18 protein-coding genes are annotated in these 20113 nt (G+C 74.7%); 12 read left to right on the top strand and 6 right to left on the bottom strand.

Features of this window, described 5'->3' with window-relative positions; translation table 11 throughout:
- Position 1 precedes the first annotated feature (1 nt).
- Positions 2-976, top strand: coding sequence for an aldo/keto reductase (locus tag AC3RJ9_RS06170; protein WP_020627855.1), 975 nt, complete (start codon positions 2-4; stop codon positions 974-976).
- Positions 976-1305 carry a PLD nuclease N-terminal domain-containing protein gene (locus tag AC3RJ9_RS06165; protein ID WP_020627854.1) on the top strand — a complete coding sequence of 110 codons (330 nt, stop codon included), beginning with the start codon at positions 976-978 and terminating at the stop codon, positions 1303-1305. Before AC3RJ9_RS06170 ends, AC3RJ9_RS06165 begins: the two co-directional genes overlap by 1 nt.
- A gap of 7 nt (positions 1306-1312) precedes the next feature.
- On the opposite strand, the gene AC3RJ9_RS06160 is transcribed toward AC3RJ9_RS06165, so the two are convergent.
- Positions 1313-1825: a Rieske (2Fe-2S) protein gene (locus AC3RJ9_RS06160; RefSeq protein ID WP_020627853.1), complete on the bottom strand. Its 513-nt coding sequence runs from the start codon at positions 1823-1825 to the stop codon at positions 1313-1315.
- 94 nt (positions 1826-1919) lie between these two features.
- Here AC3RJ9_RS06160 and AC3RJ9_RS06155 point away from each other — a divergent pair, with 94 nt between their 5' ends.
- Positions 1920-2576 carry a hypothetical protein gene (locus AC3RJ9_RS06155; protein WP_036382836.1) on the top strand — a complete coding sequence of 219 codons (657 nt, stop codon included), beginning with the start codon at positions 1920-1922 and terminating at the stop codon, positions 2574-2576.
- 41 nt (positions 2577-2617) lie between these two features.
- On the opposite strand, the gene AC3RJ9_RS06150 is transcribed toward AC3RJ9_RS06155, so the two are convergent.
- The 4 genes from AC3RJ9_RS06150 to msrB all read right to left on the bottom strand — a co-directional run bounded on the left by AC3RJ9_RS06150 (position 2618) and on the right by msrB (position 7393).
- Positions 2618-4789: a 3-hydroxyacyl-CoA dehydrogenase NAD-binding domain-containing protein gene (locus AC3RJ9_RS06150; RefSeq protein ID WP_036317899.1), complete on the bottom strand. Its 2172-nt coding sequence runs from the start codon at positions 4787-4789 to the stop codon at positions 2618-2620.
- A 76-nt stretch (positions 4790-4865) separates the two neighbouring features.
- Positions 4866-6116 carry a ribonuclease D gene (locus AC3RJ9_RS06145; protein ID WP_036382839.1) on the bottom strand — a complete coding sequence of 417 codons (1251 nt, stop codon included), beginning with the start codon at positions 6114-6116 and terminating at the stop codon, positions 4866-4868.
- A gap of 71 nt (positions 6117-6187) precedes the next feature.
- A complete protein-coding gene (locus tag AC3RJ9_RS06140) occupies positions 6188-6802 on the bottom strand; it encodes a DUF3000 domain-containing protein (protein WP_020627849.1) in 615 nt (204 codons plus the stop codon).
- A gap of 75 nt (positions 6803-6877) precedes the next feature.
- Positions 6878-7393, bottom strand: coding sequence for a peptide-methionine (R)-S-oxide reductase MsrB (gene msrB / locus AC3RJ9_RS06135; RefSeq protein WP_020627848.1), 516 nt, complete (start codon positions 7391-7393; stop codon positions 6878-6880).
- A gap of 87 nt (positions 7394-7480) precedes the next feature.
- On the opposite strand from msrB, the gene AC3RJ9_RS06130 reads away from it, so the two are divergent.
- On the top strand, positions 7481-8881 hold the full coding sequence (locus AC3RJ9_RS06130; protein ID WP_123244396.1) for an alpha/beta hydrolase family protein: 1401 nt from the start codon (positions 7481-7483) through the stop codon (positions 8879-8881).
- Between the two features lie 6 nt (positions 8882-8887).
- On the opposite strand, the gene AC3RJ9_RS06125 is transcribed toward AC3RJ9_RS06130, so the two are convergent.
- Positions 8888-10981 (bottom strand): M3 family metallopeptidase, encoded by a 2094-nt coding sequence (locus tag AC3RJ9_RS06125; RefSeq protein ID WP_134416477.1) that lies wholly within the window; start codon positions 10979-10981, stop codon positions 8888-8890.
- A 99-nt stretch (positions 10982-11080) separates the two neighbouring features.
- Between AC3RJ9_RS06125 and AC3RJ9_RS06120 the strand changes: the two genes are divergently transcribed.
- The 8 genes from AC3RJ9_RS06120 (at position 11081) to AC3RJ9_RS06085 (ending at position 20111) form a co-directional block, all read left to right on the top strand.
- Positions 11081-11842, top strand: coding sequence for a YebC/PmpR family DNA-binding transcriptional regulator (locus tag AC3RJ9_RS06120; RefSeq protein ID WP_036317934.1), 762 nt, complete (start codon positions 11081-11083; stop codon positions 11840-11842).
- Positions 11843-11889: 47 nt separating this feature from the next.
- Positions 11890-12525 (top strand): crossover junction endodeoxyribonuclease RuvC, encoded by a 636-nt coding sequence (ruvC, locus tag AC3RJ9_RS06115; protein WP_036317938.1) that lies wholly within the window; start codon positions 11890-11892, stop codon positions 12523-12525.
- A gap of 80 nt (positions 12526-12605) precedes the next feature.
- Positions 12606-13250 carry a Holliday junction branch migration protein RuvA gene (gene ruvA, locus AC3RJ9_RS06110; protein WP_134416479.1) on the top strand — a complete coding sequence of 215 codons (645 nt, stop codon included), beginning with the start codon at positions 12606-12608 and terminating at the stop codon, positions 13248-13250.
- Complete coding sequence (gene ruvB, locus AC3RJ9_RS06105; protein WP_115166198.1) at positions 13247-14269, top strand: Holliday junction branch migration DNA helicase RuvB; 1023 nt, start codon at positions 13247-13249, stop codon at positions 14267-14269. The genes ruvA and ruvB overlap by 4 nt, the downstream gene beginning before the upstream one ends.
- Before the next feature lie 60 nt (positions 14270-14329).
- Entirely contained in the window at positions 14330-14767 is a 438-nt protein-coding gene (gene yajC / locus AC3RJ9_RS06100) for a preprotein translocase subunit YajC (protein WP_123244393.1), read from the top strand.
- A gap of 70 nt (positions 14768-14837) precedes the next feature.
- Entirely contained in the window at positions 14838-16664 is a 1827-nt protein-coding gene (gene secD, locus AC3RJ9_RS06095) for a protein translocase subunit SecD (RefSeq protein ID WP_123244392.1), read from the top strand.
- A complete protein-coding gene (secF, locus tag AC3RJ9_RS06090; protein ID WP_095353338.1) occupies positions 16661-17701 on the top strand; it encodes a protein translocase subunit SecF in 1041 nt (346 codons plus the stop codon). The genes secD and secF overlap by 4 nt, the downstream gene beginning before the upstream one ends.
- A gap of 115 nt (positions 17702-17816) precedes the next feature.
- The gene (locus AC3RJ9_RS06085) at positions 17817-20111 is read left to right on the top strand and encodes a RelA/SpoT family protein (RefSeq protein WP_095353339.1); all 2295 of its coding nucleotides are present in this window, start codon (positions 17817-17819) and stop codon (positions 20109-20111) included.
- The last annotated feature ends 2 nt before the right edge of the window (positions 20112-20113 follow it).

Genomic DNA, 20113 nt, shown 5'->3' with positions numbered 1-20113 from the left:
CGTGCGCCACACCCGTCTCGGCCGCTCCGGGCTGACCGTCTCCGTCGTCGGCCTGGGCTGCAACAACCTCGGCCGCCCCGGCACCGCCACGCTGGAGCAGGCCGGCACCGACGCCGTCGTCCACGCCGCGCTCGACGCCGGCATCACCTTCTTCGACGTCGCCGACGTCTACGGCGCCGAGCCCGGCCTGTCCGAGGAGCGGCTCGGCCGCGCCCTGGGCGCCCGCCGCGACGAGGTGGTGATCGGCACCAAGTTCGGCATGGACATGGGCGGTGTCGCCGGCGACGACGGCGGCGCGCGGGGCTCCCGCCGGTACATCGTGCGCGCCGTCGAGGACTCCCTGCGCCGCCTCGGCACCGACTGGATCGACCTCTACCAGTTCCACACCCCGGACCCGGCCACGCCCATCGAGGAGACCCTCCGCGCGCTCGACGACCTCGTGCGCGCCGGCAAGGTCCGCTACGTGGGCCACTCGAACCGGGCCGGGTGGCAGATCGCCCAGGCCGAGTACGTGGCCCGCGAGCTGGGCGTGGAGCGCTTCGTGTCCGCGCAGAACCACTACAACCTGCTGGACCGCCGGGCCGAGCTCGAGGTGGTCCCGGCGGCGGCCGAGTTCGGGCTCGGCGTCCTGCCGTACTTCCCGCTGGCCAACGGGCTGCTCACGGGCAAGTACTCGCAGGGCGACGCCCCCGAGGGCTCGCGCCTGTCCCACGTGCGCCAGCACATGGTGGCCGACGCCGACCTGGAGCAGCTGGCCGCGTTCGGCCGGTTCGCCCGGGAGCGGGGGATCACCGAGGTCCAGGCCGCGATCGGGTGGCTGGCGGCGCAGGGACCGGTGTCCTCCGTGATCGCCGGCGCCACCCGTGCCGAGCAGGTCGTGGAGAACGCGGCGGCGGCCGACTGGCTCGCCACCGCGGAGGACCTGGCCGAGCTGGACGCCCTGTTCCCGGGCCCGGAGAAGGTCGCGCTCTTCTGATGGCCGGCGCGCTGACCGGCGCGGCCGCCGCGACCCCGCTCGTGCCGACGCCGGGGGAGGCCGCCCTGGGCTGGACCGTGTCCGTCGTGGCCGGTGCGCTGTGGGTGGCCGGCTTCGTCTCGCTGGGCCGCAGCCCCCTGGACGCCCGGGCGCGCCTGCCGTGGGTCGGCCTCATGCTGCTGCTGCCGGTGCTGGGGGCGCTCATCTGGTTCTGGTGGCGGCACCGCTACTACCCGGCGCGGCGGCGCGAGCAGCCGGCGTGGGACCCCAACGACCGCTCCGCCGTCGTGGTGCCCCCGCGCCGGCGCTACGGCGCGCCGGAGGAATGAGCCGGGCTCAGAGCTTGACGACGATGCGGTCGTCGACGACGGCCGCGTCGTAGTCCATGAGGGCCTTGCGGGCCGGGCCGCCGAACGGCTTCCCCGAGGTGACGTCGAAGTGCGAGCCGTGGCAGGGGCAGGCGTAGGCCGGGCCCTCCTGCCGGTCCACGACCTGGAGCAGGCAGCCCTGATGCGTGCACACGTTGGTGAAGGCGGTCACCGTGGTCTCGTCCACGCGATGCATCATCAGCGTCCTACCCTGCACCTGCACCTCCCGGGAGGCGCCCACGGGCAGCTCGGCGGCGGGCAGCGCGTCGACGGCGTCGGAGCCGGTGTAGTGGTCCTGCGCGGTGTCCTTCTCACGCAGCCGGTCCGTGCAGCCGGCCAGCGCGAGTGTGCCGGCACCCGCGGCGGCGACGGCGGCGCCGCGGCCCAGGACGGTGCGGCGGGAGGTGTCCGGGCGGGCGTGGTCGTCGCAGCAGCCGGACCGGGAGGAGTTCGGGGTGAGGGGGGAGTCCTGCGTGGTCATCGACCCATTATCGCCCGTGGCGAGGGCGGATGCGACCGGGCCCGACGGGTGCGAGGATCGGGGGGACGGACCCCCGAGCCCCAGGAGCACCGCCGTGACCCACCCCGCCCCGCGCCCCACCGGCGCCGCCCGTTTCGACCTCACTCCCTTCGAGCGGTGGGAGGCCGTGACCCTCGACGACGTGCACGTCGGCTTCCTGCACCGGGTGCTGGAGGACGGCGTGCTGACCACCCGCATGGGCTTCGCCCCCACGCCCGCCCAGCGCGCCGCCCGCGGTGGACTGCCCGAGCGCTACCTCGCCCAGACGCAGGTCGGCTTCACGCCCGACGGGGACGGCTGGGCATGGACGACCCACGAGGACTCCGCCGGAGCCCAGCGGGTGCGCATCGACCGTGAGCGGGCCGGCATCGACGCCGCGGTGCTGCCCTCGTACGCGGAGTACCTCCTCCTCGCGCGGGTGGCCGCCGAAGGCCCGCTCGCCGTGGACCGGCTCGAGGAGGCCTCGCCCCTGCAGGGCGGGCTGCGCGTGCCCCGCGCCGAGCTGCGCCCGGCGGACGCGGGCGGGTCGGACGTGCGGGTGGCCGTCGTCGCGGACGGCGTGGAGCTGGGGGCGCACCTCGTGCGCGAGGGCGCCGTGGTCGCCTCCGACTGGGGCGGGGGCACCGCCTCGACCCCCGTGGCCGACCAGGCCGCGGCGACCGCCGGGCTCGACGCGCACGTGGTGACGTTCGCCGGGCTGCCGATCGCCTGAGCCGTGGGCCGGGCCGTCGCGGACGGCCCGGCCGGGGCCGGTCAGGCCTGCGCGGCCGGGTGGAAGCGCCGCCCGTTCACCCGCTCGGCGGCCCCGCAGTCGTCCAGGTACGGCGTGATGCCGCCCAGGTGCAGGGGCCAGTTGGCGCCGAGGATCATGCACAGGTCCACGTCCTCGGGGGCCGCGACGACGCGCTCGTCCAGGAGCAGGCCGATCTCCTCGGCCAGCGCGTCCTCGACCCGGCGCAGCAGCTCCTCGGAGGTCTGCGGGGTCGAGCCCTGCTCCAGCAGGGCCGCGGTCGCCTCCGGGATCTGCTCGCCGGTCGCGCCGGCGGCCTCCTCGTCGCGCCGGTCGGGGCGGACGTCCTTGGCCCAGATCGCGGTCTTGCCGGCGTCGATCAGGCGCTGCAGGTTCGCCGAGACCGGGAAGCGCTCCGCGCCGAAGGACGCGGAGAGGGACTCGGACACGTGCTGGGCCACGGGGATGCCGACCATGGCCAGGAGGGTGAACGGCGTCATCGGCAGGGCCAGCGGGTCCAGCGCGTGGTCGGCCTCGTGCGCGTCGGTGCCCTCGTCGAAGGAGTTCTGCACCTCGCCCATCATGCGCAGCAGGACGCGGTTGACCACGAACGCGGTGGCGTCGTGGACGAGCACGCCGGTCTTGCGGAGCCGGCGGGTCAGTTCGAACGCGGTGGCCACGACCTCGTCCGTCGTCGCCTCGGTCCGCACGATCTCCACGAGCGGCATGACCGCCACCGGGTTGAAGAAGTGGAAGCCCACGAGGCGCTCGGGATGCTCGAGGACCTCGGCCATGGCGGCCACGGACAGGCTCGAGGTGTTGGTCATCAGGATGGCGTCCTCACGCACGATGCCCTCGAGCTCGCGGAAGACGGTGCGCTTGACCTCGAGCTCCTCGAAGACGGCCTCGATGACGATGTCGGCGTCCGCGTACACCGCCTTGTCCGTGTCCGCGGTGATCAACCCGGCCAGGGCCTCGCCGTCCTCGGCGGAGAGCCGTCCACGGGAGACCATCTTCTCGACCTGCGCGCGCACGCCCGCCAGGCCGCGCTCGACACGCTCGGCGTCGATGTCCGTCATCACGACGGGCACCCGCAGGTGCCGGGCGAAGACGAGGGCGAGCTGGCCGGCCATCAGGCCCGCACCGACGATGCCGACCTTGCGGACCTCGCGGGCGAGCTCGCGGCCCGGGTCGCCGGCGGGGCGCTTGGCGCGGCCCTGGACGAGGCCGAGGAACGCGTACACGGTGCGCCGGAACTCGGGGGAGTGCAGCAGCGTCCCGAGGGCGTCCGCCTCGGCCTGGGCGGACTCGGCGCGGGTGCGCGTGCGGGCGCCGGTGAACAGGTCCTCCAGGTGACGGCGCGCCGGCAGGTGGCGTCCGGGGCGAGCGGCCTGCAGCCGCTCCAGCGCCGCCAGGGCGCGGTCCCAGGCGGCGTCGGACACGTCGCGGTCGCGGTGGGCGGCCAGTTCGGCCGCCACGGACTCGTCCCCGGCGACCAGGGCGGCGGCGAGCTCGAGGCCCGCGTCGAGGAGGTCCCCCTCCACGATCCGGTCCATCAGGCCGAGCCCGTGCGCCGCGCGGGCGTCGAGCATGCGGTTGTCGTCGAGGGGGTTCTTCAGCACGACGTCGACGGCGGCCTCCGGGCCGATCAGATGGGGCACGCGCCACACGCCGGACCAGCCGGGGATCAGGCCGAGCCGGACCTCGGGCAGGCCGAAGCCCTTCGCATCGGCGGCCACCACGCGGTGTCCGGCGGCCAGGGCCAGCTCGAGGCCGCCGCCGAGGGCGAGGCCGTTCACGAGCGCGACCGTGGGGATCTCGAGGGCCGCGAGCCGGTCGTAGACGGCGTGGCCGAGCAGGGCCAGGTCGCGGCCGACGTCGTCGGTGAGGCCCGCGATCAGGGACAGGTCCGCCCCGGCCGCGAAGGTCCCCTCCACACCGGTCACGGCCAGGGCCTGGATCGCGCCCGCGGCGGCCCGGGCGGCCTGCTCGTCGAGCACCCGGCCGAGGCCGAGGAGCGTGGCCGGGCCCAGGGTGGCGGGCCGGCGGGGTCCCTGCCCGTTGTCCAGCGTGAGCAGCGCGAGCGTGCCCGCGCCATCGGGCAGGGCGTGGTCGGTCACGGTGACGGTGGTGACGACCTCATCCGGGGCCAGGGCGGGCAGGTGGTCGAAGGAAGCAAGAGAAACGGATGTCATGCGGGTCACACTACCGGCGAGTAGCCTCGGCGTCGACGCGACGCGACGGACCGATCCGGCCGGCCGCGTCGGGGGCTCAGGCGCCGGCGGGATCGGGGTCGAGGAGCGCGACCGTGACGATCGCGCCGACGTTCTCCACCTGCCACGGGCGCGCGCCCCGCTCCGTCAGGAACGCGTCGACGGTCTCGGGGGTGATCGGGGCGGGCGGGGTCCAGCAGATCCGCCGAAGGGTGTCCGGGGTGAGGAGGTTCTCGGTGGGCATCCCCAGCTGCTCGGCCCGTCGGGCGACGCGGGCCTTGGCCGTGCGCAGGCGGCGGTCCGCCACCGGGTCCCGGTCCTTCCAGGCCCGGGGTGGGGGCGGGCCGTCCCCGGTGCGGATCTGCGCCGCGGGGGCGTCGTCCCGCTCGGCGTCCTCGACGCCGGCCCGGATCGCGGCGATCCAGCGCGGGGCCTCGCGGCTCGCGGCGCGGCCGTGGAAGCCGGAGGTCTGGCGCAGGGCGGGGACGGTGCGCGGCTGGGCGGCCGCGGCGGCGACGATCGACCGGTCCGGGATGAGCCGGCCGGGGGCGACGTCGCGGTGGCGGGCGAGGTCCTCGCGGGCCTCCCACAGGCGCTTGAGGACCGCGCGCTGCACGGGGCGGCGCAGCGTCTGGGAGCCCGAGGTGCCGCGCCAGGGGTCCTTCTTCGGCGTGGGCGGCGGGGCCGTGCGCACGTGCTCGAACTCCTGCTCGGCCCACGCGAGCTTGCCGTCGGCCTCGAGGCGCGCGATCAGGGCCTCGCGCAGCGGGACGAGCAGCTCGACGTCGAGCGCCGCGTAGGTGAGCATCGCCTCGGGCAGCGGACGCACCGACCAGTCGGCGGCCGAATGCTCCTTGGCGAGGGTGACCCCCAGCAGCTCCTCCAGGACCGCGGCCAGGCCGACGCGCGGCAGGCCGGACACCCGGGCCGCGAGCTCGGTGTCGAACAGCCGATCGGGGCGCAGCCCCTGCTCGGCCAGGCAGGGCAGGTCCTGGCTGGCCGCGTGCAGGATCCACTCGACGCCCGCGAGGGCCTCCTGCAGCGGGGCCAGCCCGTCGAGGGCTTCGGGATCGACGAGCCAGATGCCGGCGCCCTCGCGCTTGAGCTGGACGAGCATAGCCCGCTGGCCGTACCGGATCCCGGAGGCGCGCTCCGCGTCGACGGCGACGGGCCCGGTCCCCGCGGCGAGCGCCGCGGCGCAGGCCTCCAGGCCCGCGCGGGTGTCGGTGAGCCGGGGGACTCCACCGGCCGGTGTGGCGATCAGCCGCGGGGGCGCGTCCGGGGCGGCCGTCTCGGGGGCGTCGGTCATGCTGCTCCTGTTCGGGGAGGTCGGGGCGGGGACGGGCCGGGGCCCGGTGTGTCGGAGGCGCGGGCGCGCGGTCAGGGGCCGGCCGTGTGGACGTCCGCGGCGTGCTCGGGCGGCAGACCGGCGAACGCGCAGATCATGTCCGACCACGCCTCGAGATGCGAGCCGAGGTCCCGCGGGGCCGGGGTCCACGAGGCGCGCAGCTCGATGTCGGTGGTGTCCGGGGCCGCACTGAGCGTCCCGAAGCCCTCCGCGATGCTGCGCGTCGCGGTGCCGCCGGCGTGGGAGTGCTCGGCGTGGCGGCGCTCGAGCGCCTCCACGAGCCACGTCCACGCGACGGCGCCGGCCAGCTGGTCCAGTGCGACGTCCGGTTCCAGGCTCGCACGGATCCAGGTCACCGCCCGGAAGCCTCCCGGCCACCGGGCGTCCGGGGCCGGGTCGTGCAGGAGGACGAACCGCCCCGTGGCCAGCACGCCGCCGGTCGCGCCCGGCCCGTCGCACACGTCGGCGGCGAGGGCGACGGCGAAGGGCGCCTGCCCCTCGGGTGCCGGGATCTCCCGCAGCCGCACCTCGGTCCGTGGCCGCGCATCGCGCAGGTCCGCCAGGGCACGCCGGAACACCCCCGGCGGCACGGGCGCCTCGACCGCCCCGGGGGCGGCGGAGAGGCGACGGGGCCCGATCACGCTCATGCCCGTCAGCCTAGGCTGCGGGGCCCAGCGGGCCGCGGGGGCGCGCCGTGAACGCCACGGCGCTCCCGCACCGGATCAGCGCGCCCCGTCCGGGGCCGCCGCGTCGTCGGCGGGGGCCAGGCGCAGCGAGATCGAGTTGATGCAGTAGCGCAGGTCCGTGGGGGTGTCATAGCCCTCGCCCGCGAAGACGTGACCCATGTGGGAGCCGCACGCCGCGCACCGCACCTCGATCCGCTCCATGCCCAGGGTGGTGTCCTTCAGGTACTCCACCCGGTCCTCCGCGAGCGGTGCGAAGAACGAGGGCCAGCCGCAGTGCGCGTCGAACTTCTCGTCCGAGCGGAACAGCTCGGATCCGCACGCCCGGCACGCGTACACGCCCTTCACGTGCGAGTCCCAGTACTCGCCCGTGAAGGGCCGTTCCGTGCCGGCCCGGCGCAGCACCTGGAACTCCTCGGGCGTGAGCCGTCGGGCCCACTCCTCGTCCGTCAGGCGGGCGCCGCCCGGGGCGGCCAGGGTCTGCTCGGGAGCGGGGACGTCCCGCGCGGGGTCGGGGGTGGGGCCGTCATGGGGGGTGTGGGGAGTCTCGGTCATGCCCGGTGCAACGGTCCGGAGCGCCGTCGTGTTCCCGACCGGCGTCGCATTGGCGGGCGCGCCCGCCCGTGGAGGACAATGGCGCGCATGGCCGCACGACCCCGCCGTCCCCGTCCCCACCCCGCCGACCTGCCGCCCGCCCTGGCCGCCGCCGTCACCGTGGCAGCCCGGCGGGCCGGGGGTCGCGACTCCCGCGTCCGCCGAGCGGGCCGCCTGGTCCGCCGCGGAGTCACCGGATCGGTGCGCGGCGGCGTGGCCGTGGCCTCCCCGGTGGCCCGCTGGGCCCCGCCCGTGCTCAGCGTCGCCGCGGCCTCCGCCTTCGTGCTGGCCGGGGCGAGCTCGGCGCTCGCAGGCGTGTTCGCCCGCACCGTGGTGACCCCCGTGCGCCGCCACGCCGAGTCCACGCCGATCCTCGCCGTCGTCGACACGCCCGCCGGGCAGGACGTGATCCTGCAGGCCGACGAGTACACCACCGTGCCCGGCCAGTACTCCCTCACGTTCGACGACGGCGCCGGATGCGCCCGCATCGGGGAGATCACCTCCTTCGACCCCCGGGACGGCACGGTGCAGCGCGCGGTCGAGGAGGTCTTCTCCGGCGATCTGACGACGGCGACCCGGGGCCGGTTCACCGGCTTCGTCTACCCGACCCCCGCCGACGCCGGGCTCGACGCCGAGGACGTGCAGGTGCCGGTGCCCGGCGGCCACGCCCGCGCATGGCGCATCGAGCCGGACCCCAGCGAGGACGGCGAACCCCGTCCCGCGGAGGGGCTGTGGGCGGTGATGGTCCACGGCCGCGGCGCGCGCCGCAACGAGGGCATCCGCGCCGTGCCGACCGCCCGCCGCCTGGGCATGACGTCGCTGCTGATCTCCTACCGCAACGACGGCGACGCCCCGGACGCCGCCGACGCCCGCTACGGGCTCGGCACCACCGAATGGGAGGACGTCGAGGCGGCCATCCGCTACGCCCTCGACCACGGCGCCCGGGACGTCGTCCTCTTCGGCTGGTCCATGGGCGGGGCCGTGGTGCTGCAGACCGTGGACCGCTCCCCGCTGGCCCCGCACGTGCGCGGCGTGGTCCTGACGGGCCCCGTCATCGACTGGGTGGACGTGCTGCGCCACCAGGCCCGGCTCAACCGGATCCCCGAAGCCGTGGGCCTGCTCGGCCAGTGGCTGCTGGCCAACCGGGCCGGCCGGTTCATCACGGGCCTGGCCGCCCCCGTGGACCTCAAGGCCCTGGACTGGGTGACCCGCGCCGACCACGTGCGTGTGCCCACGCTGATCCTGCACTCCGAGGACGACGAGTACGTGCCCGTCGGCCCCTCGCAGGACCTGGCCGAGCGCAACCCGGACCTCGTGCGGTTCGTCCGCTTCCACCAGGCCCGCCACACCCGGGAGCAGAACGTGGACCCGCGCAAGTGGGACACCGCCGTGCGCGGCTGGCTGCGCGCCGTGCTCAGCGCCCCCCGCCCCGGCGGCCGGGGGCGCTGACCGCGCTCAGGCGGCGGCGTCCGCCAGCCCCCGACGGCGCAGCAGCGGCTCGAGCTCGGCGTCCCGGCCGCGGAACGCACGGTAGGACTCCAGCAGGTCACGCGTGTCGCCCCGCGAGAGCAGCTCGTCCGCGAACCGGCGGCCGTTCTCCCGCGTCATCCCGCCGTGCTCGCGGAACCACTCCACGGCGTCCGCGTCCAGCACCTCGGCCCACACGTAGGAGTAGTACCCGGCCGCGTAGCCGCCGCCGAAGATGTGCTTGAAGTAGCCGGTGCCGTAGCGCGGGGGCACCAGGTCCGGGTCGATGCCCGCCTCGGTCAGCACCCGGCGCTCGAACGCGGCCGGGTCGGCCGTGGCGGCGTCCACCGTCTCCTCCGTCAGCGAGTGCCAGGCCCAGTCCACGAGCGTCGCACCCAGGTACTCGACCGTGCGGTGCCCCTCGCCCCACAGGTCCGCCGCCTCGAGCCGCTCCAGCGTCCCGGCCGGCAGCGGCTCGCCCGTCTCCACGTGCCGCGCATACGCGGCCAGCAGGGACGGCTCGCGCAGCCACACCTCATTGACCTGCGACGGGAATTCCACGACGTCGCGCGGCACGTTCGTCCCGGTGAGCGAGGCGTACTCGCCCCGAGCCAGCAGCCCGTGCAGGGCGTGGCCGAACTCGTGGAACAGCGTCGTGGTCTCATCCAGCGTCAGCAGGGCCGGACGCCCCGCCGCCGGGGCCGGCACATTCATCGTGGTGAACACCACCGGGCGCTCGCCCAGGGCGTCCGCCCTGTCCCGCACCGTGTGCATCCAGGCACCGCCGGACTTGGTCGGCCGCGCGAACAGGTCCGCGACGAACAGACCCACCCCGGCACCGTCCTCACCCGTCACCTCGAACACCCGGATCCCGGGGCGGTACAGGTGTCGCGCCAGCTCCGGGCGCTCGGCGAACGTGAGCCCGTACAGCGCGGTCGCCGCCGCGAACACGCCCTCCGTCAGCACCCGGTCCAGCTCGAAGTACGGGCGCAGGGCGTCCGCGTCCACCGCGAACTCCTCCCGCGCGTACCCCGCGGACAGCGCCGGCCAGTCCCACGGGGCCACCTCGGCGTCCGCCCGGCCCGCGTGTGCCGCCGCCGTCGCCGCGTCCGCCCGCGCATTGGCCATCGCCCGCGGCGCCATCGCGGCCAGCAGCTCCTCCACGGCCGCCGTCGACGGCGCCGCCCGGTCCTTCAGCGCCTGCTCGGCCCAGCTCTGCGCCCCCAGCAGCCGCGCCTTGCGCAGCCGCAGCCGCACCATCGCCATCGCCGTCGTCAGCGTCTCGTGCTCCCCGGACCCGCCCCGGCCCGTCGACGCCTCGAACACCTCGCGCCGCATCCCCTCGTCCTGCAGGGACGCCAGCCACGGCTGCGACGTGAACAGGGACAGCGTCAGCAGCCACGGGCCCGCCGCCGCGTCCCCGTCCCCGTGCCCCGCCTCGGCGGCCGCCCCCGCCGCCGCGGCCAGGTCGTCCTCGCTCAGACCGGCCAGGCGCTCGCGGTCCGTGACGAGCACGGCGCGGGCGGCGGTGTCCGCGACGAGGCGGCGCGTGTAGGCGGCCGAGAGGGACGCCAGCTCCGTGTTGATCCCGCGCAGCTCCTCGCGCGCGGCCTCGTCCAGGTCCGCCCCCGCCAGGGAGAGGCGCAGGCGCAGCGTCTCCAGCAGGCGGGCGTCCTCGCCCGTGAGGCCGCCGTCGTCGATCGAAGCGACGCGCGCCGCCAGCCGCGGGTCCAGCAGGATCGCGTCCTCGTGGGCCGCGAGCTCGGGGGAGAGCTCCTCGGCCAGGGCCTGCCGCGCATCCGTGCCGTCCGAGCCGACGAGCGTGAAGAACATCGCGGCGGAGCGGCGCAGCAGCTGGCCGGACAGCTCGAGCGCACGGACGGTGTTCTCGAAGGTCGGCGCCGTGGCCGCCCCGAGGATCTGGTCGACCTCGGCGCGCTGGGCCGCCATCCCCGCGCGCACGGCCTCGGCCAGCTGCGCGTCGGAGACGGCGGAGAAGTCGGGCAGCCCGTAGGGCAGGTCGGAGGGGGTCGCCAGCGGGTGGTCGGCGGGCAGGACGGAGGGCGCGGAGGTGTGGGTCATGGGCGCGAGTGTAGTCAGCCGTGATCCGCGCCACCCCACCGGGCGTCGCTAGACTGGGCGGTCGAGCCAGCAGACGAGATCCAGACCTGAGGAGGCGTGATGGCAGGACATTCCAAGTGGGCGACCACCAAGCACAAGAAGGCCGTCATCGACGCGCGGCGCGCCAAGGCGTTCGCGAAGTACATCAAGAACATCGAGGTCGCGGCACGTGCCGGCGGACCCGACGTCGCCGGCAACCCCGCCCTCGACCTGGCCGTGTCCAAGGCCAAGAAGGCCTCGGTGCCCAACGACAACATCGACCGCGCCGTCAAGCGCGGCGCCGGCCTCACCGGCGAGGTCATCGACTACGCCGAGATCATGTACGAGGTCCGCGGCCCCCAGGGCTCGGCGCTGCTGGTCGAGTGCCTGACCGACAACAAGAACCGCGCCGCCGCGGACGTGCGCGCGGCCGTCACCCGCAACGGCGGCACCATGGCCGACTCCGGCTCCGTCTCCTTCCTCTTCGAGCGCAAGGGCCTCGTGCGCCTGCCCGCCGAGGGCAACACCGAGGACGGCCTGCTCGAGGCCGTGCTCGAGGGCGGCGCCGACGCCGAGGAGGTCGTCGTCTCCGGCGACTCCTTCGAGATCCTCTCGGACCCCTCCGACCTGCAGTCCGTGGCCAAGGCCCTCGACGAGGCGGGCGTGGAGTACGAGTCCGACGAGCTCGAGTTCGTCCCCACCATGAAGGTGGACCTGGACGCGTCGGGCGCCCGCACCTTCCTGAAGCTGGCCGATGCCCTCGAGGACCTCGACGACGTCCAGAACGTCTTCTCGAACGTGGACATCGCCCCCGAGGTCCTCGCCGAGCTCGACGAGGACTGATCGCGCTGAGCGCGCGCCGGCCCGCCGACGTCGTCCGGATCCTCGGGGTGGACCCGGGGCTCACCCGCTGCGGGATCGCCGTGGTGGACGTGGACGCGCGACGGCGGGCCGCGCTCGTCCACGTCGAGGTCACGGGCACCCCGCCCACCGCCCCCCTGGACCAGCGCCTCCTGCGCATCGACGAGGCCGTCTCCGCGGTCCTCGCCGCGCACCGGCCCGATCGCGCCGCCGTCGAGCGCATGTTCGCGAACACGAACACGCCGACCGTGCTGGGCACGGCCCAGGCCGCGGGCGTGGCGATCGCCGCGGCCGCGCGCGCCGGCGTCCCCGTGGGCCTGCACACCCCCTCCGAGGTCAAGGCCGCCGTCACCGGACACGGCGATGCGGGCAAGGAGCAGGTCACCACGATGGTCACCCGGATCCTCCGCCTCGACGCCCCGCCGCGCCCGGCCGACGCGGCCGACGCCCTCGCCCTGGCCATCGCCCACGGCTGGCGCGGCACCGCCCTCGGCGCGGCCGCCGGCCAGACCGGCCTCGACACCGCAGACCTCGCCTCCCGGGCGGGGCGCTCGCAGTTCGCCGCCAAGGCGCCCGCGCGCGCCCGCCCGCGGGGCCAGCTCACCGCCGCGCAGCGGGCCTGGCTCGACGCCGAGCGCTCGGCGGGCGGCGGGCGTCGCCGGTAGGCCGCTGCCGGGCCGGCGTTCGATGATATGTTCGAATCCGCGCCGACCGGCGTCCGTCCGTCCCGACAGGAGGGCCCCTCATGATCGCCTCGCTCAGCGGCACCGTGGAGCACGTGGCCCTCGACCGGGCGGTCATCGCCGTCGGCGGCCTGGGCGTGCAGTTCTCCGCCACCCCGCAGACGCTGTCCACGCTGCACGAGGGCCGGCCGGGAACGGTGCAGACCCACCTCGTGGTCAAGGAGGACGCCCTGACCCTCTACGGCTTCGCGGACCGTGACGAGCGCGAGGTGTTCGAGGTGCTCATCACGGCCAACGGCGTGGGTCCCCGGCTCGCCCTGGCGATCCTCTCGGTCCACCACCCCGAGACCGTGCGCCGGGCGGTCACCGAGGAGGACGAGAAGACCCTCACCCGCGTGCCCGGCATCGGGCCGAAGATGGCGCGCAAGATCATCGTCGAGCTCTCCGGCCGCCTCGCGCCCACCGGGGAGCCGGTGCCCGAGGCGGAGGCCGAGGCGAGCGCCGAGCCGACCGTCGAGACGGTCTGGCACGCCGACGTCGTGCAGGCGATGGCCGGCCTGGGCTGGTCCGAGAAGGAGGCGCTCAAGGCCGTCGAGGCCACCGTGGCGGCCCGCCCGGAGCTGGACGAGGGCCGCGACGTCGCCGCGCTGCTGCGCGCCACCCTGCGCGACGTCGGCATGGCCGGCGCGGTGCGAGGCGGGCGATGAGCGCGGAGTCCTCACCGCTGTCCGCGGCGGCCGTCGACCCGGAGGAGCGCCGGCTCGAGGCCGCGCTGCGCCCCAAGCACCTGGACGAGTTCGTGGGCCAGATGCGGGTGCGCGAGCAGCTGGACCTCATGCTCGCCTCCGCCCGGCTGCGGGACCGCGCCGCGGACCACGTCCTGCTCTCCGGTCCGCCCGGGCTCGGCAAGACCACGCTGGCGATGATCGTGGCCGCGGAGATGAACGCCCCCCTGCGGCTGTCCTCCGGCCCCGCGATCCAGCATGCGGGCGACCTCGCGGCCATCCTGTCCTCGCTCACCGAGGGTGAGGTGCTCTTCCTCGACGAGATCCACCGGATGTCCCGCCCGGCCGAGGAGATGCTCTACATGGCCATGGAGGACTTCCGGGTGGACATCGTGGTGGGCAAGGGCGCCGGCGCCACCTCGATCCCGCTCGAGCTGCCGCCCTTCACGCTCGTGGGCGCCACCACGCGGGCCGGCCTCCTGCCGGGGCCGCTGCGCGACCGTTTCGGCTTCACGGGTCACCTGGACTTCTACACCGAGGAGGAGCTCGAGCGCGTCCTGCGCCGCTCCGCCCTGCTGCTGGACATGCGGCTGGCCACGGAGGGGTACCGGCAGATCGCCCGGCGCTCGCGCGGCACCCCGCGCATCGCCAACCGGCTGCTGCGCCGGGTGCGGGACTGGGCGCTCGTGAAGGGGCTGGCCGAGGTCGGCGCGCACGACGCCGCCGCCGCCCTGGACATGTACGACGTCGACGGGCGCGGCCTGGACCGGCTCGACCGGTCCGTCCTCACCGCCCTGTGCACCACGTTCGGCGGCGGGCCCGTGGGGCTCAGCACGCTGGCCACCGCCGTGGGGGAGGAGGCCGAGACCGTGGAGACCGTGGCCGAGCCCTTCCTCATCCGCGAGGGCATGGTGGCGCGCACCCCCCGTGGCCGCGTCGCGCTGCCGGGGGCCTGGGAGCACCTGGGCCTCGCCGCTCCGGAGGCCACGCCGGGGCCGTGACGCCCAGGGCGGGCCCCTACACTGGACAGGCCCGCCCACCCCGAGCTTCAGGAGTCCCCCATGCCCGTCGCCGCCGCAGCGACCCTGCCCGTGATCGCCCAGCAGGCCCAGGGGGGTGGCGGCAGCATGCTCATGCTCATCGCCTTCGCCCTGCTCGCGGTGATGCTCTTCCTCTCCTTCCGCAAGGGCAAGAAGATGCAGCAGCAGCAGGCGCAGATGCGCAGCACCCTCGCCCCGGGCGTCGAGGTCATGACCGGCGCCGGCATCTTCGGCACCGTCGTGGCCGTGGACGCCGAGGCCCAGCGGGTGACGCTGGAGACCGCCCCGGGCACGCGCATGGACGTGCACCTGCAGGGCATCACCACCGTCGTGGAGCCCGAGACGGCCGCCGCGGCCGCCGCGCCCACCACGGACCCGTCGCGTCGGGATGACGCCCCCGGCACCGAGTACCGCGCCGACGACGCCGACCCGCGTCCGCGCCGCGACGACCTGGCCTGAGGCCCACCCACCCCTGCACACGCGGCCCCGCCTGGCGGGGCCGCTCGGATGTGACGGAAGCACCTGAGCAATGGCGAAGAGAACACCCTCCGGCTCCGCCGGGCGCACCCTGACCTGGCTGGCCGCCCTCCTCGTGGTCCTGGCCGCGATCCTCGGCGGGGGCGTGGCCTCCGGCGCGGCCTCCTGGGCTCCCAAGCTCGCCCTCGACCTCGAGGGCGGCACGCAGATGGTGCTGGCCCCCGAGACCTCGACGGGCGAGTCCGTCACCCCCGAGCAGCTGGACCAGGCCGTGGAGATCATCCGCCAGCGTGTGGACGGCTCCGGCGTGGCCGAGGCGGAGGTCGCCACGCAGGGCTCCCAGAACGTGGTCGTCTCCCTGCCCGGGGTCCCGGACGAGGAGACCCGCCGCCTGATCCAGGCGTCCGCGGACATGCAGTTCCGCCCCGTGCTGCAGTCCGGCCCGGGGGAGGCCACCCCCGAGGACCAGCGCCTGCCCGAAGACCAGCTGCCGAAGCCCGACGGGGAGCCGGCGGACGCCTACGACCCGAACTGGGTCACCCCGGCCCTGCTGGCCGAGTTCCAGGCCACGGACTGCACCGCCCCGCGGGACCCGGCCGCGCCCCCGCCGCCGTCCGACCGGGCGATCGTCGCCTGCCAGCCCTCCGAGGAGCTCGCCGACGGCGCCGTCACGCCGGCCCAGAAGTACATCCTGGGCCCCGTGGTCATCCCGGGCACCCAGATCAAGGGCGCGTCCAACGGCATGGCCCAGGCCCAGGGCGGCGTCTCCACCAACCAGTGGGTCGTCAACATCGAGTTCGACGAGGAGGGCACCAAGGCCTTCACGGAGGTCACCCAGAAGCTCACCCCGTACCCCGAGGGCGACCCGCGCAAGCAGTTCGCGATCCTGCTGGACGGGGACGTGATCTCCGCGCCGCAGTCCAACGTGGTCATCACCAACGGCAGCGCGCAGATCAGCGGCCCCACCCTGAACGAGCAGACGACGGCGCAGTTGGCCGAGCAGCTCAACTACGGCTCCCTGCCGATCTCCTTCTCGATCGAGTCCGAGCAGCAGATCTCCGCCACGCTCGGCCGGGACCAGCTCTTCTGGGGCCTGATCGCCGGCCTGATCGGCCTCGGCCTCGTGGCCGTGTACCAGTTCTTCCAGTATCGGGCCCTGGGCCTGCTGACCTTCGCCTCGATCATCGTGGCGGGCGTGCTGACGTGGCTGACCATCGCGATCCTGGGCTGGACGGACAACTACCGCCTGTCCCTCGCGGGCATCGCCGGGCTCATCGTGGCGATCGGTCTGACGGCGGACTCGTTCATCGTCTACTTCGAACGCATCAAGGACGAGCTGCGCGCGGGCCACACCGTGCCCGTCGCCGTGCACGAGGGCTGGAAGCGCGCCCGGCGGACGATCACCGCGTCCAAGGCCGTGAACCTGCTGGCCGCCGTCGTGCTGTACTTCGTGGCCGTCGGCAACGTGCGCGGCTTCGCGTTCACCCTCGGCCTCACCGCGATCGCCGACCTGATCGTGGTGTTCATGTTCACCCACCCGCTCATGGTGCTGTTGGCCCAGACCCGCTTCGTGGGCGAGGGACACCCGATGTCCGGACTGGACCCGTCGCTGTTGGGCGGGCCGTCCCTGTACCAGGGCGCCGGGCGCTTCCGCGAGCCCGCCACTGCCCCCCGCACCGGGCTCCCGGCGGAGGCCTCCGACGAGCCGGCCGACGCCGACGACGCGGCGGCCGCCGACGCCCCGCGCCCGCTCGCCGCGACGGGCGCCCCCCGCGCGGGCACGTCCGCCCGGGGCGGCCGCCGCTCGCGCACCGCGCCGCCCATGACGATCGCCGAGCGACGCCGCGCCGAGCGCCGCCGCCAGGAGGAGGACCAGTGAACCGCTTCGCCGACTGGGGCAACGCCCTCTACTCGGGCCGCATCTCCTACCCGTTCATCCAGCGCTGGCGGTGGTGGTTCGCCCTCGCCGCCCTGCTGCTCGTCCTCGCCGGCGGCCTGACCGCCCTGCGCGGCGGCTTCAACCTCGGCATCGAGTTCCGGGGCGGCTCCGAGTTCACCGTCTCGCAGACGGCCTCCACCGACGTGGCCGCGGGCGAGCGCGCCGTGACCGACGTGCTGGCCGACGGCCACGCCACCGTCACGAACGTCGCCCCGGGCACCGTGCGCGTCCAGACCGAGCAGCTCGACGACGCCCAGACCCGAGCCGTGGCCGCGAACCTGCAGGAGGCCTACGGCGTCGGCCAGGACCAGGTGACCTCGACCTTCGTGGGGCCGACCTGGGGCGCCGCGGTGTCGCAGCAGGCCCTGATCGGCCTGGTGATCTTCGTGGTGCTCGTGACCCTGTTCATGGCCGTGTACTTCCGCACCTGGAAGATGTCCCTGGCCGCCGTGCTCGGCATGCTCTACGTGGTCGCGCTGACCGCCGGCATCTACGGCGCCACCGGCTTCGAGATCACGCCGTCGGCCATCATCGGCTTCCTCACGATCCTGTCGTACGCGCTCTACGACACCGTGGTGGTCTTCGACAAGATCCGCGAGAACACGATCGGGGCCGAGGAGGACCCGGAGCGCTCCTTCGTCGAGAACGTGAACCTCGCGGTGAACCAGACGCTCGTCCGGTCCATCACGACCTCCGTCGTCGGCATCCTGCCGGTCGGCTCGATCCTGTTCATCGGCGCGGGGCTGCTCGGTGCCGGCACGCTGCGGGACATCGCGCTCGCGCTGTTCGTGGGCATCATCGTGGGCACCCTGTCCACCCTGTTCCTCCAGGCGCCGCTGTACGCCCTGCTGCGCCGCAACGACCCGGACGTGCGCGACCACGACGCCCGGGCCGCGGCCCGCGCCGCCCGGGAGCGTGCCTCAGAGGCGGTCACCGATCCCGACGTCGCCCCCTGGGACGACGGCGCACGGCTCTGACGGAGCCGCTGCGGCCCCGGTGGTCTTCCTGGGGCGGGGTGGGACGGGCGCGGGTAGACTCGCCGATCATCCCGGCCGGAGCGGTCGGGGCCGCACGAGTCAGGAGGCGTGGCCCATGAGCGAGCAGGACCCCACTCCCGCCCCGGCCCGTCCCGTCCCGGTCCGGCCCCGCGGCCGGATCGCACGCCTGACCGGCCGGCACGCCACCGAGTACTCGCCCCTGCTCGAGCCGCTGATGCGCACGGTGCGGCAGCGAGCCACCAAGACCGAGCTGGCCGACATCGTCCGCGCCTTCGAGGTCGCCCGCGCGGCACACGAGGGGCAGATGCGGCGCTCCGGGGACCCGTACATCACCCACCCCGTCGCGGTCGCCACGATCCTCGCCGAGATCGGCGTGACCGGCCCGACCCTCCTGGCGGCCCTGCTGCACGACACCGTCGAGGACACGGACTACTCCCTGGAGCGCCTGCGCGCCGACTTCGGCTCCGACGTCGCCCTCCTCGTGGACGGCGTGACCAAGCTGGACAAGGTGACCTACGGCGCCGCGGCGCAGGCCGAGACCGTGCGCAAGATGGTCATCGCGATGGCCCAGGACGTGAACGTCCTGCTCATCAAGCTCGCCGACCGGCTGCACAACGCGCGGACGTGGCGGTACGTCTCCCCGGAGTCCAGCGCGCGCAAGGCCCAGGAGACCCTGGACATCTACGCCCCGCTGGCCCACCGGCTCGGCATGAACACCGTCAAGTGGGAGCTCGAGGACCTCTCCTTCGCCGCCCTCAAGCCCAAGATGTACGCGGAGATCGTGCGCCTCGTGGGGGAGCGGAACCCGGAGCGGGAGAAGCACATCGCGGCGCTGCGCACCGTGATCGAGGATCATCTGCGCGAGCACCGGATCCGGGCGACCGTCACCGGACGGCCGAAGCACTACTACTCGATCTACCAGAAGATGGTGACGCGCGGGAAGGACTTCGACGACATCCACGACCTGACGGGCATCCGGGTGCTCGTGGACTCCGTGCGTGACTGCTACGCCGTGCTCGGCGCGATCCACGCCCGCTGGAACCCGGTCCCGGGTCGGTTCAAGGACTACATCGCGGTCCCGAAGCTGAACATGTACCGCTCCCTGCACACCACGGTGATGGTGCCGGGCGGCAAGCCGGTGGAGATCCAGATCCGCACGCAGGAGATGCACCGCCAGGCCGAGTACGGCGTCGCCGCGCACTGGCGGTACAAGGCCCAGGCCGCCGGCCAGGCGCCGGTGCAGGCCACGCCGGCCTGGCTGCGCTCGGTGATGGACTGGCAGGCGGACACCCGGGACCCGGACGAGTTCCTCGCCTCGCTGCGCACCCAGATCGGGGCGGACGAGGTGTACGTCTTCACGCCGAAGGGGGAGATCCGCACCCTGCCGGCCGGCTCCACGCCCGTGGACTTCGCCTACGCCATCCACACCGACGTCGGCCACCGCACCATCGGTGCCCGGGTCAACGGCAAGCTCGTCCCGCTGTCCACGCCGCTGAGCCACGGTGACACCGTGGAGGTCTTCACCTCGCGCGCCGAGGACGCGGGCCCGAGCCGGGACTGGCTGGGCTTCGTGGTCTCGCCGCGGGCCCGGTCCAAGATCCGTCACCACTTCGCCACGCAGCGCCGCGACGAGCAGGCCGACCGGGGACGCGAGTCGCTGACCCGTCAGCTGCGCAAGGCCGGCATGGCCGTGCAGCAGGTGCTCGGCGGCGAGGAGCTGGTGCAGGTGGCCACGGATCTCGGCTACGCGGACCTCGACGGGCTGTTCGTGGCCCTCGGCGACGGCCACGTGTCCGCCCAGTCCGTGCAGGAACGCGTCGCGGAGCGCCTCGCTCCGCCGACGCCGACGCAGGCCGAGCCGGAGGGCGAGCTGACCGTCGGCGAGGTGCACCTGCAGGAGCTGGTCCCGGCCCAGTCGCGGCGCGCCCCCGCGCGGGCCACCAACGACGCCGGCGTGCTCGTGGACGGCGACGGCGGCGTCATGGCCAAGCTGGCACGGTGCTGCAACCCGGTGCCGCCGGACGCCATCGACGGGTTCGTCACCCGCGGCTCCGGGGTCTCCGTGCACCGGGTCGACTGTCCCAACCTGGCGACCCTGCTCGCGCAGGAGCCGGAGCGCCGCACCCCGGTCAGCTGGGCGCCGTCGCGGGACACCGTCTACCTGGTGGAGATCCAGATCGAGGCGCTGGACCGCAAGTCGCTGCTCTCCGACGTCACACGGGTCCTCTCCGAGAACCACGTGTACATCCTCTCGGCCTCCGTGAACACCACCCGCGACCGCGTGGCGATGAGCCGGTTCGTCTTCGAGATGGGCGACCCCCGGTTCCTCGGCCACGTGATCGACGCGGTGCGCCGCATCGACGGCGTCTTCGACGTGCACCGCACCTGAGC

This window comes from Micrococcus sp. 63XJN7_6_ISO-PGPR-S23-444 (assembly GCF_058072765.1).
The sequence above is the reverse complement of the archived record's forward strand: the minus strand, read 5'-3'. Positions and strand labels throughout refer to the sequence as shown.

What these genes read in the sequence shown, in the direction of transcription:
- AC3RJ9_RS06165 (WP_020627854.1), top strand. Translation starts at nt 976, where the DNA reads ATGGCCGGCGCGCTGACCGGCGCGGCCGCCGCGACCCCGCTCGTGCCG.
- AC3RJ9_RS06160 (WP_020627853.1), bottom strand. Translation starts at nt 1,825, where the DNA reads ATGACCACGCAGGACTCCCCCCTCACCCCGAACTCCTCCCGGTCCGGC.
- AC3RJ9_RS06150 (WP_036317899.1), bottom strand. Translation starts at nt 4,789, where the DNA reads ATGACATCCGTTTCTCTTGCTTCCTTCGACCACCTGCCCGCCCTGGCC.
- AC3RJ9_RS06145 (WP_036382839.1), bottom strand. Translation starts at nt 6,116, where the DNA reads ATGACCGACGCCCCCGAGACGGCCGCCCCGGACGCGCCCCCGCGGCTG.
- AC3RJ9_RS06140 (WP_020627849.1), bottom strand. Translation starts at nt 6,802, where the DNA reads ATGAGCGTGATCGGGCCCCGTCGCCTCTCCGCCGCCCCCGGGGCGGTC.
- msrB (WP_020627848.1), bottom strand. Translation starts at nt 7,393, where the DNA reads ATGACCGAGACTCCCCACACCCCCCATGACGGCCCCACCCCCGACCCC.
- AC3RJ9_RS06130 (WP_123244396.1), top strand. Translation starts at nt 7,481, where the DNA reads ATGGCCGCACGACCCCGCCGTCCCCGTCCCCACCCCGCCGACCTGCCG.
- AC3RJ9_RS06125 (WP_134416477.1), bottom strand. Translation starts at nt 10,981, where the DNA reads ATGACCCACACCTCCGCGCCCTCCGTCCTGCCCGCCGACCACCCGCTG.
- AC3RJ9_RS06120 (WP_036317934.1), top strand. Translation starts at nt 11,081, where the DNA reads ATGGCAGGACATTCCAAGTGGGCGACCACCAAGCACAAGAAGGCCGTC.
- ruvA (WP_134416479.1), top strand. Translation starts at nt 12,606, where the DNA reads ATGATCGCCTCGCTCAGCGGCACCGTGGAGCACGTGGCCCTCGACCGG.
- ruvB (WP_115166198.1), top strand. Translation starts at nt 13,247, where the DNA reads ATGAGCGCGGAGTCCTCACCGCTGTCCGCGGCGGCCGTCGACCCGGAG.
- yajC (WP_123244393.1), top strand. Translation starts at nt 14,330, where the DNA reads ATGCCCGTCGCCGCCGCAGCGACCCTGCCCGTGATCGCCCAGCAGGCC.
- secD (WP_123244392.1), top strand. Translation starts at nt 14,838, where the DNA reads ATGGCGAAGAGAACACCCTCCGGCTCCGCCGGGCGCACCCTGACCTGG.
- AC3RJ9_RS06085 (WP_095353339.1), top strand. Translation starts at nt 17,817, where the DNA reads ATGAGCGAGCAGGACCCCACTCCCGCCCCGGCCCGTCCCGTCCCGGTC.